The 17725-nt window shown below is 56.8% G+C and carries 15 protein-coding genes; 12 read left to right on the top strand and 3 right to left on the bottom strand.

What is annotated here, in order from left to right; translation table 11 throughout:
* Nucleotides 1–97: 97 nt before the first annotated feature.
* The 5 genes from glnA (at nt 98) to AC1RTQ_RS15530 (ending at nt 5919) form a co-directional block, all read left to right on the top strand.
* On the top strand, nt 98–1513 hold the full coding sequence (glnA, locus tag AC1RTQ_RS15550; protein ID WP_492877017.1) for a type I glutamate--ammonia ligase: 1416 nt from the start codon (nt 98–100) through the stop codon (nt 1511–1513).
* A 179-nt stretch (nt 1514–1692) separates the two neighbouring features.
* Complete coding sequence (locus tag AC1RTQ_RS15545) at nt 1693–2208, top strand: hypothetical protein (RefSeq protein ID WP_492877015.1); 516 nt, start codon at nt 1693–1695, stop codon at nt 2206–2208.
* 72 nt (nt 2209–2280) lie between these two features.
* Complete coding sequence (glnL, locus tag AC1RTQ_RS15540; RefSeq protein ID WP_492877130.1) at nt 2281–3354, top strand: nitrogen regulation protein NR(II); 1074 nt, start codon at nt 2281–2283, stop codon at nt 3352–3354.
* 46 nt (nt 3355–3400) lie between these two features.
* On the top strand, nt 3401–4951 hold the full coding sequence (ntrC, locus tag AC1RTQ_RS15535; RefSeq protein ID WP_492877013.1) for a nitrogen regulation protein NR(I): 1551 nt from the start codon (nt 3401–3403) through the stop codon (nt 4949–4951).
* Between the two features lie 140 nt (nt 4952–5091).
* Complete coding sequence (locus tag AC1RTQ_RS15530; protein ID WP_492877011.1) at nt 5092–5919, top strand: hypothetical protein; 828 nt, start codon at nt 5092–5094, stop codon at nt 5917–5919.
* A 13-nt stretch (nt 5920–5932) separates the two neighbouring features.
* Here the strand turns inward: AC1RTQ_RS15530 and xth are convergent, their stop codons facing one another.
* The 3 genes from xth to AC1RTQ_RS15515 all read right to left on the bottom strand — a co-directional run bounded on the left by xth (nt 5933) and on the right by AC1RTQ_RS15515 (nt 10772).
* Nucleotides 5933–6709, bottom strand: a complete 777-nt coding sequence (gene xth / locus AC1RTQ_RS15525) for an exodeoxyribonuclease III (RefSeq protein ID WP_492877128.1) — start codon at nt 6707–6709, stop codon at nt 5933–5935.
* 406 nt (nt 6710–7115) lie between these two features.
* Complete coding sequence (locus tag AC1RTQ_RS15520) at nt 7116–8210, bottom strand: porin (RefSeq protein WP_492877009.1); 1095 nt, start codon at nt 8208–8210, stop codon at nt 7116–7118.
* A gap of 42 nt (nt 8211–8252) precedes the next feature.
* Nucleotides 8253–10772 (bottom strand): tripartite tricarboxylate transporter substrate-binding protein, encoded by a 2520-nt coding sequence (locus AC1RTQ_RS15515; protein ID WP_492877007.1) that lies wholly within the window; start codon nt 10770–10772, stop codon nt 8253–8255.
* A gap of 191 nt (nt 10773–10963) precedes the next feature.
* Here AC1RTQ_RS15515 and AC1RTQ_RS15510 point away from each other — a divergent pair, with 191 nt between their 5' ends.
* From AC1RTQ_RS15510 to AC1RTQ_RS15480, 7 genes are all read left to right on the top strand, one after another.
* Entirely contained in the window at nt 10964–11866 is a 903-nt protein-coding gene (locus AC1RTQ_RS15510) for a LysR family transcriptional regulator (RefSeq protein WP_003063765.1), read from the top strand.
* 526 nt (nt 11867–12392) lie between these two features.
* The gene (locus AC1RTQ_RS15505) at nt 12393–12617 is read left to right on the top strand and encodes a hypothetical protein (protein WP_492877004.1); all 225 of its coding nucleotides are present in this window, start codon (nt 12393–12395) and stop codon (nt 12615–12617) included.
* Nucleotides 12618–13066: 449 nt separating this feature from the next.
* A complete protein-coding gene (locus tag AC1RTQ_RS15500; RefSeq protein ID WP_304349552.1) occupies nt 13067–13291 on the top strand; it encodes a hypothetical protein in 225 nt (74 codons plus the stop codon).
* A 975-nt stretch (nt 13292–14266) separates the two neighbouring features.
* Nucleotides 14267–14491 (top strand): hypothetical protein, encoded by a 225-nt coding sequence (locus AC1RTQ_RS15495; protein WP_492877002.1) that lies wholly within the window; start codon nt 14267–14269, stop codon nt 14489–14491.
* Nucleotides 14492–14638: 147 nt separating this feature from the next.
* Nucleotides 14639–14863 carry a hypothetical protein gene (locus AC1RTQ_RS15490; RefSeq protein ID WP_492877000.1) on the top strand — a complete coding sequence of 75 codons (225 nt, stop codon included), beginning with the start codon at nt 14639–14641 and terminating at the stop codon, nt 14861–14863.
* 421 nt (nt 14864–15284) lie between these two features.
* Entirely contained in the window at nt 15285–16436 is a 1152-nt protein-coding gene (locus tag AC1RTQ_RS15485) for a cupin domain-containing protein (RefSeq protein ID WP_492876998.1), read from the top strand.
* 12 nt (nt 16437–16448) lie between these two features.
* Nucleotides 16449–17720, top strand: a complete 1272-nt coding sequence (locus tag AC1RTQ_RS15480) for an HlyD family secretion protein (RefSeq protein WP_492876996.1) — start codon at nt 16449–16451, stop codon at nt 17718–17720.
* Nucleotides 17721–17725 lie beyond the last annotated feature (5 nt).

Raw genomic sequence — 17725 nt, 5'->3', positions numbered from 1 at the left:
CAGATGTTGTTGTGAGGCACCGAGGTCGAGTTGGCACGCAAACTGCTAGATACTATTCATTCTTTATTTGATCAGCCAAGTTGGCAGGAGAGATCTAATGGCGAAGACCGTTGCAGACGTGATGCAGATGGTGCAGGATAACGAGGTCAAGTTCGTGGACCTGCGCTTTACCGATACCCGCGGCAAGGAACAGCACGTGACCGTGCCCGTGTCGCACTTTGACGAGGACAAGTTCACCTCGGGCCATGCTTTCGACGGCTCTTCCGTTGCCGGCTGGAAGGGTATCGAAGCCTCGGACATGCAGCTGGTTCCCGATCCCAACACTGCCAATATCGATCCCTTCTTTGAAGAAACCACGCTGATTTTGCAGTGTGATGTGATCGAGCCCGGTGATGGCAAGGCCTACGACCGCGATCCCCGCTCCATCGCCAAGCGTGCCGAAGCCTATCTGAAGGCCTCCGGCCTAGGCGATACCGCTTACTTCGGTCCCGAACCCGAATTCTTCATCTTCGACGGCGTGCGCTGGGGCACCGAGCCTCACAACCCCTTCTTCGAAATCGAAGAATACGAGGCTCCCTGGAACACTGGCACCAAGTTCGAGACCGGCAACCGTGGTCACCGCCCCCGCAACAAGGGTGGCTACTTCCCCGTTCCTCCCGTTGACAGCACCCAGGACATGCGTGCAGAGATGTCGCTGCTGCTGGAAGCGGTCGGCATCCCTGTCGAAGTGTTCCACCATGAAGTGGCTGGTGCCGGTCAGAACGAAATCGGCACACGCTTCTCGACCCTGGTCGAGCGTGCCGACTGGACGCAGCTGCAAAAATACATCATCTGGAACGTGGCCAACACCTACGGCAAGACGGCAACCTTCATGCCCAAGCCCTACGCTGGCGATAACGGCTCCGGCATGCACGTGCACCAGTCCGTGTGGAAGGATGGCAAGAACCTGTTTGCTGGCGACGGCTATGCCGGCCTGTCCGACTTCGCCCTGTACTACATCGGCGGCATCATCAAGCACGCTCGTGCCCTGAACGCCATCACAAACCCTGGCACCAACAGCTACAAGCGTCTGGTTCCCGGCTTCGAAGCGCCCGTGAAGCTGGCTTACTCGGCCAAGAACCGCTCGGCCTCCATCCGTATTCCTTACGTCAGCAACCCCAAGGGTCGCCGCGTGGAAGCCCGCTTCCCCGATCCTCTGATGAACCCCTACCTGGGTTTCGCAGCTTTGCTGATGGCTGGCCTTGACGGCGTGGAAAACAAGATCCATCCCGGCGAAGCCGCGACCAAGGATCTGTACCATCTGCCTCCCGAGGAAGACAGGCTGGTGCCTACCGTCTGCCACAGCCTGGATCAGGCTCTGGAAGCCCTGGACGCCGATCGTGCGTTCCTGACCAAGGGCGGTGTGTTCTCCGACAGCATGCTGGATGCCTACATCGAGCTGAAGATGGGCGAAGTGACTCGCTATCGCCAGTCGGTGCACCCTGTCGAATACGATATGTACTTCTCGCTGTAAAGCAGAGGTCAAAAAAGGCGGCGCAAGCCGCCTTTTTTATTGAGCGCCCGCAGAAGCTCGCGTGGCAGCAAAGGAACCAAACGGGTTGGTGGCGGTCAAGTAGTCAATGAAAGCCGCAGGCTTGGAGCGATACTCAGGGTATTGCGGACTTGCGGCCGCCGTCTGCCTGAGAGGATCGAATGAAGAAGTTTTATGTGTTGTCGTTGCTGTGTCTTGCATCCGGGCTGGTTTTTGCCCAGGATGCAATCTACCGCTGCGGCAATGAGTACACCAACAATGTTTCGCAGGCCAAGGCCAAGGGATGCAAGCCGGTCGATGGCAGTGGTGTGACGGTGATTCACGGCACCAGACCCTCGGGTAGCAATGCCGCTGCGGCGCCGGCCAAGCCCAAGCCGGTAAGCGGCTCTGCATTGAGCGCCCCGGCGGCCCCGGCCCGCAGCGACAGTGCCGCTCAGAAAGCACGTGACTCCGATGCGCGCGCCATCCTGCAAGGCGAGTTGAACAAGGCCCAGGCTAGACTGGCCGAGCTGAAGGCAGAGTACAACGATGGCAACCCCGTGCGCACGGCGCTGGAGTTGCGCAATCCTCAGGGCTACCCGGAGCGGGTGGCCAAGCTCAAGGCCGATATCACCCGCCAGGAAAGTGATATCGCAGGCATCAAGCGAGAGCTGGACCGGCTGCCTGCGGTCAACTAATCCGCCCCTTGGGGCTGGTCATTTTTGGTCAATCGCATGAGTTCCACTGCAGCCCCGCTTCCCGATATCTCCATGCCTGATCCGGATCAGGCCAATGCTAACGGCTACCAGTCGCTGGACTGGCTTTGCACCTTGATTGCCGTGCTTGACGAGTACGGCATGGTGCGCTTTGTCAATGCGGCGCTGGAAAACGCCCTGGGCCAGTCGCGCCGCATCATGGTGGGCAGCGACTTCGCCACCTGCTTTGCCGAGCCTGCCTTGCTGGACAAGGCGCTCAGTGGCGCGCGTTCCAACGATTTTGCGGCGCTGCGCTTCGAGGCCAGCCTGCTGCGCCTGGGGCAGGAGCCCCTGCCGATTCACGCGGCTGTTTCGCTGGCCGAGAAGGCTGGCCATGTCATGGTGGAGATGTGGCCGCTGGAACAGCAGGCTCGTCAGGATCGTGAGGAACGCATCCGAGAGCAGGCGCTGGCGAACAAGGAGCTGATTCGCAATCTGGCGCACGAGATCAAGAATCCGCTGGGCGGCATTCGCGGCGCAGCCCAGCTGCTGCAGATGGATCTGGTCACGCCAGAGTTGCTGGAATACACCACGGTCATCATTCACGAGGCCGATCGCCTGCAGGCGCTGGTGGACAGGTTGCTGGCCCCGCATCGCCACCCGCATGAGGTGGGCGATGTCAATATTCACGAGGTCTGCGAGCGCGTGCGCTCACTGGTGCTGGTCGAGCACCCCCAGGGGCTCAAGATCACGCGTGACTATGACATCTCCATCCCCGAGTTCAGAGGCGACAGCGCACAGCTGATACAGGCCCTGCTCAATATCGTTCAGAACGCGGCCCAGGCGCTGGGGCGGCGCATTGCAGAGGGCGATGCCGAGATCATTCTGAGGACGCGTGTGGCCAGACAGGTCACTCTGGGGCGCGAGCGCTACAGATTGGCACTGGAATTGCATGTAATCGACAACGGGTCAGGCGTGCCAGATGCCATCAAGGAACGGATTTTCTATCCTTTGGTCTCGGGCAGAGACGGCGGATCCGGCCTGGGGCTAACGCTGGCTCAGACCTTTGTGCAGCGTCACCATGGCCTGATCGAATGCGAGAGCCAGCCGGGGAGGACGGATTTCCGAATCCTGATACCGCTGCCATAAAGCCTGACATTATCAATATGCAGAAGAAGGGAAGGATGTTGCACGAATGAAGCCAATCTGGATTGTGGACGACGACCCTTCCATCCGCTTTGTGCTTGAAAAAGCATTGGGGCGTGAAGGCTGGCCCATTCGCAGCTTTACCCAGCCGCGCGATGTGCTCAAGGCCCTGGCTGATGTGGACAACAGCGATCCCGAGCGTCAGGCTCCACAGGTGCTGGTCAGCGATATACGCATGCCTGGCGGCTCGGGCCTTGAGCTGCTGGAGCAGGTCAGGGCGCAGCAGCCCGGGCTGCCGATGATCATCATGACGGCCTATTCCGATCTGGACAGTGCTGTCTCGGCATTCCAGCGTGGGGCTTTCGAGTATCTGCCCAAGCCATTTGATGTACCCAAGGCCGTGGAGTTGATCCGGCGCGCCGTGGAGGAAAGCCAGCGCGAGGAGGTGGCCGATGTGCAGGCACCGGTGCAGGCGGAAATGCTGGGCCAGGCACCCGCCATGCAGGACGTGTTTCGTGCCATCGGCAGACTGAGCCAGAGTCATGTCACGGTGCTGATCACCGGGGAGTCCGGCGCGGGCAAGGAGTTGGTTGCACGAGCGCTGCACAAGCATTCTCCGGTTGCTGGTGGACCGTTTGTGGCCATCAATACCGCCGCCATTCCGAAAGATCTGCTGGAGTCCGAACTGTTCGGTCACGAGCGCGGCGCCTTTACCGGCGCGCAGACCCAGCGCAGGGGGCGTTTCGAGCAGGCCGAAGGCGGTACGCTGTTTCTCGATGAAATTGGCGACATGCCGTTCGAGCTGCAGACGCGTCTGCTGCGGGTGCTCTCCGACGGTCATTTCTACCGGGTTGGCGGACATCAGGCCGTCAAGGCTCATGTGCGTGTGATCGCGGCGACGCACCAGGATCTGGAGCTGCGCGTCAAGGACGGCGCTTTCCGCGAGGACTTGTTCCATCGTCTGAATGTGATCCGCCTGCGCCTGCCCGCGCTGCGCGAGCGCAAGGAAGACGTGCCCATGCTGACCCAGCATTTCCTGCAGCAAAGCGCGCGTCAGCTGGGGGTGGAGCCCAAACGCATGAGCACTGCCGCCATGAGCCGCCTGCAGGCCTTCAGCTTTCCAGGCAATGTGCGCCAGCTGGAAAACATCTGTCACTGGTTGACCGTCATGGCTCCGGCCCAGCAGATTGCACTCAAGGACTTGCCGCCTGAAGTGCTGGGCAGCTCTGCATCGGTGAACACGGCAGTCTTTGCCGGCGCATTGAGCAGCGGTGTGGGCCTGGACCACTCCAAGGCCAACCTGCCCGAGGCGGCAGTCATGTCCGTGCCTGGCACTGCGGCAACGCCTTTGAGCGACGCTTCGGCATCGACCGAGGGCTGGCTGCAAGGGTTGGGCAAGCAGGCCGAGGAACTGTTGTCGCAAGGCCACCACGATGTATGGGATCAGCTGTCCCATCAGTTCGAGGCACAGTTGCTGCGAACGGCTCTGGCGGCCACGCATGGTCGCAGAGTGGAGGCTGCCAGCCGACTGGGGATTGGTCGCAACACCATTACCCGAAAGCTGCAGGAGCTGGGGCTGGAGAACGAAAACTTCGATTGAAGCGTCGCAGTGCTCACTCGCTCTCGCGGTAGGTTTTATCCGTCCTACATGGTGCAATCACGGTTGACGACATGAGGCAGATGGCGCACGGATAACAATCAACAGGCCTTTTGTTGATTGGACTGTTTGCGTTGTCTGCCTTGCCTTCATCCATCTCTTTCCCGCCTGCACTGGGGTCTTTCCCGCAGGATGCGAGCGCCTGGTCGCCATTGCTGCAGATGCCGGAGGCCGAGGAAGCCTTCTGGCACGAGCGCTATATGTGCGAGCCTTACTTCGTCCCGGGGCGTGGCTTTGATCAGTATTACCCCGCCTATTTGCTGGGCTGGCAGGCGGGCAGATATCGGGCTCGGCAGACGGCTTCGGCAGGAGCCAGGAGTTTCGAATCCCTGGAGGCCGAGTTGCGCCAGCATTGGTCGCTGCATTGCGGGGGCAGCCTGCTGGACTGGTCTCAGGTCAGAGCAGCCGTCAAGGCCGCCTGGCGCCGTGCGATTGCTCCACCCGCGTCCAAGCCTTGCGCGGAGGTTGTACTGGGCCAGATGGCGAGGAACAGTCTTGCTCTGGCGTTACAGGCAGCACTGCGTTTTGCGCAAAGCTCCAGAGAGTTTTTGACGGCCGCAGACTCCAGCATGGCTGTCGATGCCCTGCGCCGCTTCTCGCTCGATTCACACAAGCTGGTTTCCGAGCTGGAGCAGCTGCTTGATGGTGTTGCGGTGGCCCCGCTATCCATGGCCTTGGATGAGGGCGGTCTGCTGCAGCGAGTGCGCAAGACCTGGCTTGACTACCTGGGAGAGACGGCGGCCGAAACCTGGCTGGGTGTGCTGCGGCGCTTGCAGACCTGGCTGGAGCGCACCGAGCACACTGTTCAGCTGGACTTGCCGGCCAAAGTCACCAAGCTGCTCAAGCGCCATGTGATGCTGTTGCGCGGCCAGTTGCGGGCCTTGCAGTGGCTCAGCCACGGCGCCGTCTGATCCGCGTGCCGACTCACTCCAGTGTGACAACCACGGGGGCGTGGTCGCTGGGCTGCTTGTTCTTGCGCGGAGCGCGGTCCACGCTGCAGGCGCTGACCTTGCTCTTGAGAGCCTCGCTGACCAGAATGTGGTCGATGCGCAGGCCGCGATTCTTCTGAAAGCCCAGCATGCGGTAATCCCACCAGGAGTAGCTTTTCTCCGGTTGCTCGAACATGCGGAAGGCATCGCTCAAGCCCAGTTGCAGCAGGCGCTGGAAATGGTCGCGTTCTTGCACCGTGTGGTGGATCGTGTCCTGGAGGCCGACGGGGTCGTAGGAGTCGCGATCTTCGGGCGCCACGTTGAAGTCCCCCACCAGCACCAGGCGTGGATGCAGTGCCATCTGGTTCTGGACCCAATCGTGCAGTGCCTGCAACCAGCGCATCTTGTAGTCAAATTTTTCCGAGCCAGGTTCCTGGCCGTTGACGAAGTAGCCGTTGATCAGACGAATCTCGCCGCTTGGCGAGTCTATGGTCGTGGCAATGATGCGGGCCTGTTCGTCGTCAAACCCGGGGATGTTGCGCACCACATCGCGCCCCGGCTCGCGCGTGATCCAGGCCACGCCGTTATAGGTCTTCTGGCCGTGGCTGACAGCCTTGTAGCCAGCTTCCTCGAACGCCATGTGGGGGAACTTGTCGTCGGTGAGCTTGAGCTCCTGCAGACCCAGCGCATCGACGGGGTTGGCGGCAAGCCAGTCCAGCACCTGCGGCAGTCGTACGGACAAGGAGTTCACATTCCAGGTGGCAATTTTCAATGTCATATAAGCCCACTTGATTTCAATGGGTTGCGTATCTGATTTTTAGGTTTCTAGCTCTAGCTACCCAGCCAGCAACCCAAAAAAGGTGTTCAAAAAATGGTCGTGCTTTCAGCTTCTTCTATCGTATCAGCCACATAGTTCCCGCTGAGCGAGCGCGTTTTGGAATAAGGCGGCCAAGTTGCAGTCGCAAGCCTATGAGTGCTGAACATGCCTTTGAGCCGTCTCACATGTGCCATCACCTGCACGTGCTGTGCCGTGCCGGTGCCACAGCCATAGTGCGATCAGGCTACGCACACGCTCCAGGGCCTTGACGGCCTGTACCAGCGAGGTGACTGAGCCATGTCACAGCAACAAGGCTGGTTCGGCATCTCCGTCAGGCTCGTATTTGGGCGAGTGCCATTGGCTAAAACATATGACGGATACCGACGCCGAAGCCTGTCTGGTTGATTCCGGCGACCGGCAGGCTGCCAGCCTGGCCGCTGCTAGCGCTGAATGTGGCATTGCCGCTGTTCTTCATGTGTCCCAGTGACGCGTAGGCGGCGGTTCGTTTGGAGAAGTGGTAGGTACCACGCAGCACCATGAACTGGCCTTTGTCGCTATTGGACTTGTACTGGAGCCGGTAGTACTGGGTGTCGAAAGTCCATGCCCCTGCAGAATATGAAAGGCCGACGAACCACAGGTCGCTGCGGGGGGAGACCTTGTAGCCATCGTTGTCGCGGCGCAGAAATCCCGCTCCAATCTTGATTCCGTTGAATTTCACATAACCGTTGAGCATGGTGCGCTTGTCGCTCATGCTGCTTTGGCTTAGACCACCAAATGCACCTGAGCTCCCCTTCAGCACGTCATGAGCCAGCGCAGTCCCCCAACTGGCGAAGTCGTACTTGAGCAACATCGACCATTCGCGGCAAGCGTTCCTGTCGGTGCCACTCTCGCCGGCACAATTTGTGCCGGCGGGGCTAGGGCCGGCATTGACCGTATCGCGCCCAAAGCTGTAGGTCATGCCCACGGTCAGTCCTGAGAATGAGCCCTTGTAGGAGATGGCGTTGTCGGCGCGTGCATTCGGAAAATAGCTGTCGAAGTTCGCAATGCTGTGCATACCCGGCCCGATGACATCGGCGTCATGCATCGACCAAAACAGCATCGTGTACTGCCGGCCCAGGCCAACCTGACCCCAGGGGCCGATTAGGCCAACAAACGACTGTCGCCCAAACCCGCGCCCACCTTGGTTCAAGACGCCCGAATCAGGTGCGATGCCCATTTCGAGAACGAACTGGGCACTTATTCCGCCACCCAGATCTTCACGGCCACGAAATCCCAGCCTGGATGGAATGTTGCCCGCATTGCTGGGGATGCGCGTGAGCCCAGAACCCGTGGCACCCACATGGTTGATGTGCTCGACAGCGGTGTCGAGCAACCCATAGATCGTGATGCTTGGCTGGGCATGACAGGCGCCTCCCACCCACAGGAATGCAGCGGCACAGAAAAATTGCTTGTTCATCGGGGTCTCCTCCAGCATTGCGCTCCAACGTCCGCACGCACCTCAGGCGATAGCCGTCGGCAGTGGCGAGCAATCAGCCTGTTCGCTGAGCTCCATCAGCAGCTGCATACACAGCTGTCCGCGCTCGGCAGCGCGCTCATGCCACAGGTTGTGTTGCTCGAGCGGATCGGCGTGCAGGTTGTAGAGCTCGCACAGCTCGGGCAAGTTGCTCAAGGTCAGGCGCCATTCTTCGCTGACGAGGCTGCGAAGGCGGTAGCGGCGCGTTCTTCCGTGCGGCAGCACCACGGGCTCGCTTTCGACAATGACACCAGGGCGCGGTGGGACTGTTTGCGACTGCCCGTCCAGCCAGGGCAGGAGATTGAGTCCCTGGATCCCGTTGTAGGGGGCGAGCCCGCAGCGCGCCAGCACGGTCTTGGCAATGTCGATGGTTCCGGATGGCAGCTCCAGGACTGGAGGAGCGGCCCGGCTGCATGGGTCCTTCCAGATGAAGGGCACACGCGTGAGCCCACTGAAATGCATGGCACCCTTGAGCACGATGCCATGGTCGCCCATCATGTCGCCATGGTCGCTGGTGAAGATGATGACCGTGTCGTCCTCTATGCCCAACTCCTGAAGAGTCTGGAGTAACTGCCCGACCTGCTCGTCGATCATGCTGACCATGCCGTAGGTCAGGGCCAGCGTTTCCTTACATTCACGGCTGGTTACGGCGTAGGCGCCGTAACCCTCGCGGGAGCCGCCCTCTCTGGTGTAACGATGAACGTCGACCAGCAGTTGAGAGTTGCCGGGCTTGCCGAAGCTGGGCGGCAATGGCATGTCCTCAGGCTCGTACATATCCCAGAACCGTCCCGGAGGGGTGAATGGATGGTGCGGATCAGGAAAGGACAGGTTGAGAAAGAACGGCTTGCCGGACGAGCCTTGCACATGTTTTCTGAGCCAATTGCAGCCGCGCTCACCCACCCAGGCCGAGGGGTACAGCGCCTCGGGCATGGCCGTGCGCCATGCCTGCGGCGCGCTGTAGCCTGGCGAAGGTAGGGCGTTGGCACGGCCGCGCAGACTGTCGGGTGTGGGGTGGCGCTGGGCCAGCCAGCGGGCGTAGTCACCGTCGACCTGGTCGCCGTGGAACGTAGCCAGCTCCACATGTTCGAAGCCGTAGTAAGGCGTGGTCACCGCCATGCGCTTGCCACTGCGCCAATCGGGCGTCCATTCGTTCAAATATCCGTCGCCGTCACGCTGGCGCTTTCGTGCGTCCAGTAGCTCCAGCGGCGGCGCGACACCTTGGTCACCATGGCTCCAGCGACGGCGTGCCGGGCCGTCATAGCCAAAAGACTGCAGGTGAGACTTGCCTATGAGTGCCGTGGCATAGCCTCCTGCGCGCAGCAGTTCCACAAAGGTCGTGTGATCGCGCGAGAGGCTGATGCCGTTGTGCACCACGCCATGCAGCGATGGCAGCCGTCCGGTCATCAGCGTGGCTCGATTGGACATGCAGGTGGTGCTGGCAGCGTGAAAGTTACTGGCGCGTACGCCGGTGCGGGCCAGGCGGTCGAGGTTTGGCGTCCTCAGCAGCGTGTTGCCTGCGCAGCCCAGGTGGTCGGCACGCTGCTGGTCGGTGACGATCAGCAGCACGTTGGGAGTCTTGTTCGTCATGGGGCCGGCTTTCTGGTCGGCAGTGATGCCAAGTTCTTTCACAAGCTTGCCGTAGCGCTTGTAGTCGGTGCGGGTCTTTTCGGCGAAAGCACTGCGTGACTGGTTTTCCACGCTCTGGTACAGGTTTCTGAACTGGGCTGCGACCTCGGGCTTTGCCAGAATCTCGCGCAAGGTCTTGTTGATATCGTCAGCCAGCGCCGGGTCCATGTTGCGGGGGCCATAGACGCCGAAGGAAATGTCGACCTCCACCCCTGCAAAGCCTTGTTCCTGCATGGTTGGCAAGCTGGGCAGAAAAGCGCTGCGGGCCTTGTCTGCCACGGCCAGCGGTACCAGGCGCCCCGCATCGATCAGGGGCTTGGCAACAGGCATGCCGAGGAAGGTCAGCATCACATGGCCGCCCAGCACGTCGTTGATCGCCGGTGTCGTGCCTTTGTAGGGCACATGGCGCAATTGCACGCGAGCTACCTTGTTGAACAGTTCTCCCACGATATGCATGGGAGACCCATTGCCCGAGGTGGCGTAGCCCAGGTCGGGCTGTGTCTTCGCCATCCGGGCCACATCGCCCGCCGTTTTTGCACCGAGTCTGGGGTTGGCAAGCATCAGCATGGAGGCTGATGAGAGCAGCGCGATCGGAGTGTAGTCCTTGACGACATCGGCATGCTGCCCGCCCGCCGGCAGCACGTGGGGGACCATGGTGAAGGTATTCGGTGTCACCAGCAGGGTGTGGCCGTCGGCCTCGGCGCGGGCTACGGAGTCGTTGCCCAGGTTGCCCGACGCTCCCGCCCTGTTCACCACGATGACGGGATTTTTCCAGCGCGCTTGAAGCTGGGGCGCCAACAGGCGCGCTATCTGGTCGGGAGCCCCTCCTGGTGGGAACGAGACGACCAAGGTAATGGGCCTGTCCGGATGTGTGGGCATACCGGTTTGCGCGGCCGCGCCCCAAGCTGCCCCGCCGAGGCCGAGGCAAAGGGGGAGTAATAGTTGTCCAAGCAGGTGGGGCATCTGTGTGTCTCCGGCGATTTTGAATGTTTGCCGAACTTTACTTAGCGCCCGCGTGCTGTCACAGTGGGTGCAAGATTGAAACAGCTTCAAGCAGAATTTGTAAATCCATGGACAGGCTTAGACTCATCACCACATTCATGAACGTGGCTGAGGCAGAGAATTTCAGCCGTGCCGCGCAATCGCTGCACCTGACGCCACAGGCTGTGAGTCTGCAAATATCACAGCTCGAATCGTGGTTGGGCGTGCGCCTGTTCCACCGCTCCACGCGCCGCATGGCATTGACGGAAGACGGCCGTGTGTTCTATGAGCGTTGCCGCGTCGGTCTTCAGTCGATCGACCAGGGCGAGCGTGAATTGCGCGACCGCGCAAGCGGCATCACCGGCTCGATCAAGGTGGCCTCAAGCCTGAGTCTCGGGCAGTTGCTGGTGGCGCCACTGCTGGCACAGTTCAACGAAAGCTATCCCGATATCCGCATCGAACTCGTGACGCAGAACCCCTGGCCCGACACGGTGGACCTGGGCATGGATATCGGTGTGATCGGCGGGCCACTGCTCAACGTATCGCTGGTCGCGCGCAGAGTCGGGCGCTTCACTCACATGCTCTGCGCCGCGCCTGCTTATCTGGCCGCCAAGGGGACACCCAAGAGCCCGCAAGAACTGCTGCAGCACTGCTGCATCGGCCTGAGGCACCCACGCACCAACCGCATCTGGCCCTGGACCTTTCAATCGGCCCGCCGGCAGACGATGCTGGAGCCGCCGTTCTCCTTCATCACGCAGGACCCTGCCGTACAGCGGCAGCTCGTGCTGCAGGGGGCAGGCATCGGCCAACTGACAGATTACTTTGCGCGACCTCTCATAGCCAGCGGAGCGCTGGTAGAGCTCCCCCTCGGCTACAGCGGCCCTCGTCTGGACGTGCATGTTTTCATTCCCCAGCGCGAACACACACCCCGGCGCATCAAGTTGCTCAATGATTTCCTCTATGAAAGGCTCAAGCAGTTCTTTCACAGCTAAAAGACTAAGGATAGAGAGGCCCTGGTCGATAGCGAGGGCTGCAGATACAGGAGTGGGAGTACAGCAGAATAGGTATCTGGCGCATCAATGCTGTGCACGCAAGTGGTGAGTTCGGGCATGCTTCCCCGCTGCGAAACTCACGCGGGCTGGACACCTCTCCAGCCACCCATCAGGCGCACAACCGGGCTACCCCTGATGAGGCGTACTTTGCAGCTTTGCCGTTTGCACAAATGCAGGCGGCATAACCCCGAGGATTTCGCTTAGCAACAGGGTTGCGTTGTTCAAAGGAATGGGGCCACTTCTCACGACGGCGGCGGCTGCATAGTCAACTTGTGCTTAACGGCACAGTAGCCTCCGAATAAACCGCCATACCGCACTGGTTCAGTCGACTACCCCCTCGGTTTCTGCATGAAATTTCCGACTTTTCACTTTCAATGCTAAATTAAAAAGAATCATTCTTATTTGCATTAAGTTTGATTCTTGCTGATTTTGGCGTTACGGATTTTCCAAAATTGGGAGGGAAGCGATGAATTTTATGGGTGCCACCTGGGTTACCGGAACCTGGGAAAACATGCTAGTAGTGGGTGTTGCCTGGTTCGTGGTTTATTTCGCGCTGTACGGTGCCTACCAACTAATAAGGAAGTTATGGAAAAAAGATTGGGATAAAAAACCAAACCTATTAGTTTTTATATTTATGACATTTACTTCCGGTTTTGTCTCGCCCATGGCTAAGAAGTGGTTGTTATTTTGAAAGGAAATGTGTGAGAGAACTAACTTGCAAAAGCAGCTCAAGCTGCGAACCCCTAGCATTGGTGAACATTTGGCATAGTTCACCCCGTCATAAATGGTTCGGAGTTTTTCCAAGGCTAGGAATTAAGAAGGAGTTCATAGAAGCCGGATACATATCTAGTGGAGCAGTCGTTCTCGCTCAGCAAGCTCTGATCTTAGACAATCCTGCTGCAGCCTTCCTCAGAATCTCACCGGAAAATATCGCTAATCCGTGCGTGTCGGCAATGATCTGATAGTGGCTGATCTCGCCTATAGATGTGCAGTCTGTTCCTCGTTTCGAGCACCTTGCTCGTCTTGCCAGTCAAAAGTCACTGACAGCGCTTGCTTTTAAACGGCCAATAGCTAAAGAAACTATGAATATACCCTACATTCACTGCAGCCTATTTGCCGGTATCTTGAAGGAGTAAATAAATGGATTTTCTTGGCGCGAAATGGCATTTAGGTACAACCTCTCACTTCCTAGTAACATTTTCTATCACGCTAATAGTTTTCTTTATTATTTTTGGAGGTTATCAATTACTTGGGAAAATGCAAAAGAAAAATCGAAAAAAGGAACTCAACGTCGGTTTTTTCACACTGACTCTTGCTGTATCGGTTGTTATAGGCCGTTGGGCCGAAAAATGGATATTTAGTTGAAAGGAAATTATTATGAGAGAGCTAACAATACAGGACTGTGAAGTGGTAAGCGGCGGCTTCGGCCCTGTGGGGGCTGGCATTGGTGCAGTGACGGGGGCTACGACATATATTGGTGCCACCATTGGTAGCGGTACCGGCTCGCTTGGCGGGCTACTCAACAGCACTGTTGTAGGTGCGGCTACCGGCTTTTTGTTAGGGCCTGCGGGAGGAAGCGCGATGCAGGTGGGTGCTAACCTGATTATTGGATCTCAGGTCGGCTTCTACACAGGCCTAGCCGGTGGTGTGGTCGAAAGTAGTATAAGCGACCAAGCAGGGACCAACTATAGTGGTACTAACTATCAATAACCCAATGCTTTAGATCTTTCTACGGAGCCCCATCAATTTTTAATTGCACTATTAAAAACAAATAACACTACTCATCATAAAAATGAAAATAGAGCTAGGAATTTCTTCTGAAGACTTTCAAAGGGAATATTTTGGGGTGAAGCCGTTACTGGTGCGCAGAGCATTTTCACCCTCATCGTTTTCTTGGCGAGATGCAAACGGAATTTTTGGACGCTGCAATGTCTTTGCAGGAGATTCCAAACTCTCTCATACTGGGCTTGTCCCTAAGTCCAGGTATGTGGAACGTTACAGAGATATTGGCGATCTTCGTCACCGCTTGATCAAGCCTGTGGTGTACGACTACCTGAGATGGGGCAACGCTGATCGCCAATAAAATCAAGAATGAACCCATAATAGATTCGCTTGCGTGGCAAATCGGAATATTTACTGGCCAGCCAGTCTCAACGGCACAGTAGCCTCCGAAAAAATCGCCATACCGCACTGGTTCAGTCGACTACCCCTCAGTTTCTGCATGAAATTTCCGACTTTTCACTATCAATGCTAGATTAAAAAAGAATCATTCTTGTTTGCGTTAAGTTTGATTCTTGCTGATTTTGGCGTTTCGGATTTTCCAAAATTGGGAGGGAAGCGATGAATTTTATGGGTGCCACCTGGGTTACCGGAACCTGGCAAAACATGCTAGTAGTAGGCGTTTCTATGTTCGTGGTTTTTTCCACGCTGTACGGCGCCTACCAACTAATAAGGAAGTTATGGAAAAAAGATTGGGATAAAAAACCGAACCAATTAGTTGTGTTGTTTATGACATGTACTTCAGCTTATGCCTCAGCCATGGCCGAGAAGTGGCTTTTGTTTTAAAAGGACTGACTACCCCCTCAGTTTCTGCATGAAATTTCCGACTTTTCACTTTCAATGCTAGATTAAAAAAGAATCATTCTCGTTTACATTAAGTTTGATTCTTGCTGATTTTGGCATTACGTATTTTCCAAAATTGGGAGGGAAGCGATGAATTTTATGGGTGCCACATGGGTTACCGGAACCTGGGAAAACATGCTAGTAGTGGGTGTTGCCTGGTTCGCGGTTTTTTTCGCGCTGTACGGCGCCTACCAACTAATAAGGAAGTTATGGAAAAAAGATTGGGATAAAAAACCAAACCTATTAGTTTTTATATTTATGACATCTACTTCCGGTTTTGCCTCGTCCATGGCTGAGAAGTGGTTATTATTTTGAAAGGAAATGTATGAGAGAACTAACTTTACGTGACTGTGAAGTGATTAGCGGTGGATTTGGCCCCGCTGGAGCCGTCATAGGAGGTATATCGTCGGGTGCAACGTTTATAACCCATTCCGCTGTCTCTGGTACGGGTTCATGGGGAGGGCTAGGCCTCGCGATCTTAGGTGGCGCAGCTGCTGGCTTTGTCACTGGACCCGCGGCTCCGACCGTTATGTCTTTCATGGCCAATACGATTGTAGGTTCTGTGGTCGGGGCCAACGTAGGAATGGCCGCCGGCGCGGGACAAAGAATGCTAGACGAAGCGGGTACTGACTATAGCGGAACTAATTATCAATAATCAACTGTATTAATAGTTGCCGTGCAGTAAATATATTATCTGCTGCGCGGTTAAAAGACAAGTAGCAAAAATCTTAATAATATGAAATTAGAGCTTGGCATTTCCTCTTCAGATTTTCAGAAGAATTATTTTGGGGTAAAGCCGCTGCTAATCCGTGGCGCAATTTCCCCCTCTTTGATTACCTGGCAAGCTGCAAACGAAGTTTTCGGACGGTGCGATGTCTTGTCTAAAGACTTCAAAATCTCACATGGGGGCCCGGTGGATAAGTCCCTGTATGTGGAGCCGTACATGGACATTGGCGTTCTTCGACACCGCCTTATCAAACCCGTGGTGTACGACTATCTGCGTGATGGAGCTACTCTAATCGCCAATAAAATCAAGAATGAACCACTCATTGACTCGCTTGCAAAACAGATTTGTCGGTTTACGGGGCAGCAAGTGGTTAGTAGCATCTACGCTGCTTTCGGTACACGAGATTCCTTCCGCGCACACTGGGACACCCGCGATGTATTTGCCATCCAGTTAATTGGCCGCAAGCGCTGGACTGTTTACGAACCATCGCTGCCCTACCCAATCTACACTCAGCAAAGCAAGGATTACGAGCATGCCTACCCTTGCCCGGACCAGCCTTGTATGGATTTCGTGCTTGAAGCGGGTGATGTGTTTTATCTGCCTCGTGGCTGGTGGCACAACCCTCTTCCCCTTGGTGAGCCGACATTTCACCTATCGGTTGGTACGTTCCCGCCACTTGCCCACAATTACCTCGCATGGGCCGTCGAACAGGCCAAGTCGTATGTGGAACTTCGCAAACCTCTTTCTGAGTGGGACCAGAGTCAAGACACCATCCAGGCAATGGCTAGCCACATCGCAGCCTTTTTAGCCAACTCCGACAATTACCGGAGGTTTCAGGATGAGCATTTAGCGGCTGCCCGCCTCGACTCGTCGTTAGCTATTGAGACTCTGGGCAGTCCAGGCGATGCCACCCTGCCTGACGAGCAGCGCCTGCGATTGTGCGCGATTGCATTGCATGGTATGGATAAAAACTACCTCATTGCAAACGGAACCCGAGTAGATTTAGACGAATCAAGTCTTTCAGTAATTCAGTCAATTGCTCAAACGCCGGGGATTGCAGTCGGTGAATTGCTGTCACAGCACCAAGCCATCGCACCTAAAAAGATTCGATCACTTGTCACCGAGCTTTGCCGCCAAGATGTCTTGGAACCCGTCTTCTAATCGGTGACGGGTATGGCTCCAGTCGATTTTTATCGAAAAGAGGCATCTTCTGCCGAGGTTGTGCCGTGGTTAGGAAAGATCATTCTGACCCGGCCATTATCGTTCACGATGCTTGTCACTCTCGCAGGCACCGTGACCGTCACGCTGTTTGCAATACTGATACTGGGGTCCTATACCAAACGGACAACGGTAAAAGGTCAATTAGTGCCTGTGGGCGGACAGATGAAAGTCTACGCGCTGCAGGCCGGCGTCATTCTAGAAAAATACGTCTCAGAGGGCATGACGGTAGCCCGCGGTGCTCCGCTATATAAGATTTCCAGCGAACGCTACGATGCCAACGCGTCTCCGGTGCAAGCGGAAATCAGCAGCCATCTCACGGACCGCCGCGACCTACTGACTGGCGAACTAGACAAAGCGCGTAAATTGCATGCCGATGAGCGCGACACCTTGGTCAGCAAATTAGCCAGCATATCGCGGGAATCTAAAGCGCTGGAGGCCCAGATCGTCAGTCAGCGACAATTGGTTCACATCACCAAAGATGCTTCGCAGCGTTACCAGGGCTTAGTCGAAAAAGGCTACATCTCTACCGACCAATTTCAGCAGCGCCAGGCTGACCACCTCGCACAGATGAAGGTGCTTCAAGGCTTGGAACGAGAACTTGCCGCGCTAGAGCAGCAACGCGTAGAGCGAAGCAACGAACTATCGGGGTTGGATCTGCGGCAGGCTAATCAGTTGGCTGCAACAGATCGTCAGATTTCCGCCATTAAGCAGGAACTTGCTGAAAGCGAAGCGCGAAGAACCGTGCTCATCCGTGCACCCGAGGCCGGAGTTGCGACTGCGGCCTTTGCCGAAGTCGGACACAGCGTTGACAGTGGGCTACCGCTGGTGAGCATTGTGCCGTCAAACACTCAGTTGGAGGCGGAACTGTACGCACCCAGCAAGTCCATCGGTTTCATTAAATCAGGTGATGCGGTCAATATTCGCTATCAAGCGTACCCATACCAAAAGTTCGGCATCTATAAGGGACAAGTCCTGTCGATCTCGCGCTCCAGCATTCCACCGGCAGAGCTTGCTCGCACCGTAAACGGAATTCACGGCATGGACAGCAGTACCGAGCAGCTCTATCGCCTACGCGTTGGGCTGTCGGCACAGGACGTCTTAGCTTATGGCCAGCCACGCCCCCTGCAAAGTGGCATGCACTTGGACGCAGACATCATGCAGGACAAGCGACGTCTCTATGAGTGGGTGCTTGAGCCGTTGTTCAGTCTTACGGGCCGGGTGTAGGAGAA

The sequence above is a fragment of the Comamonas sp. GW821-FHT11H03 genome (assembly GCF_058807955.1).
This window is presented reverse-complemented; position numbering and strand designations above follow the sequence as displayed.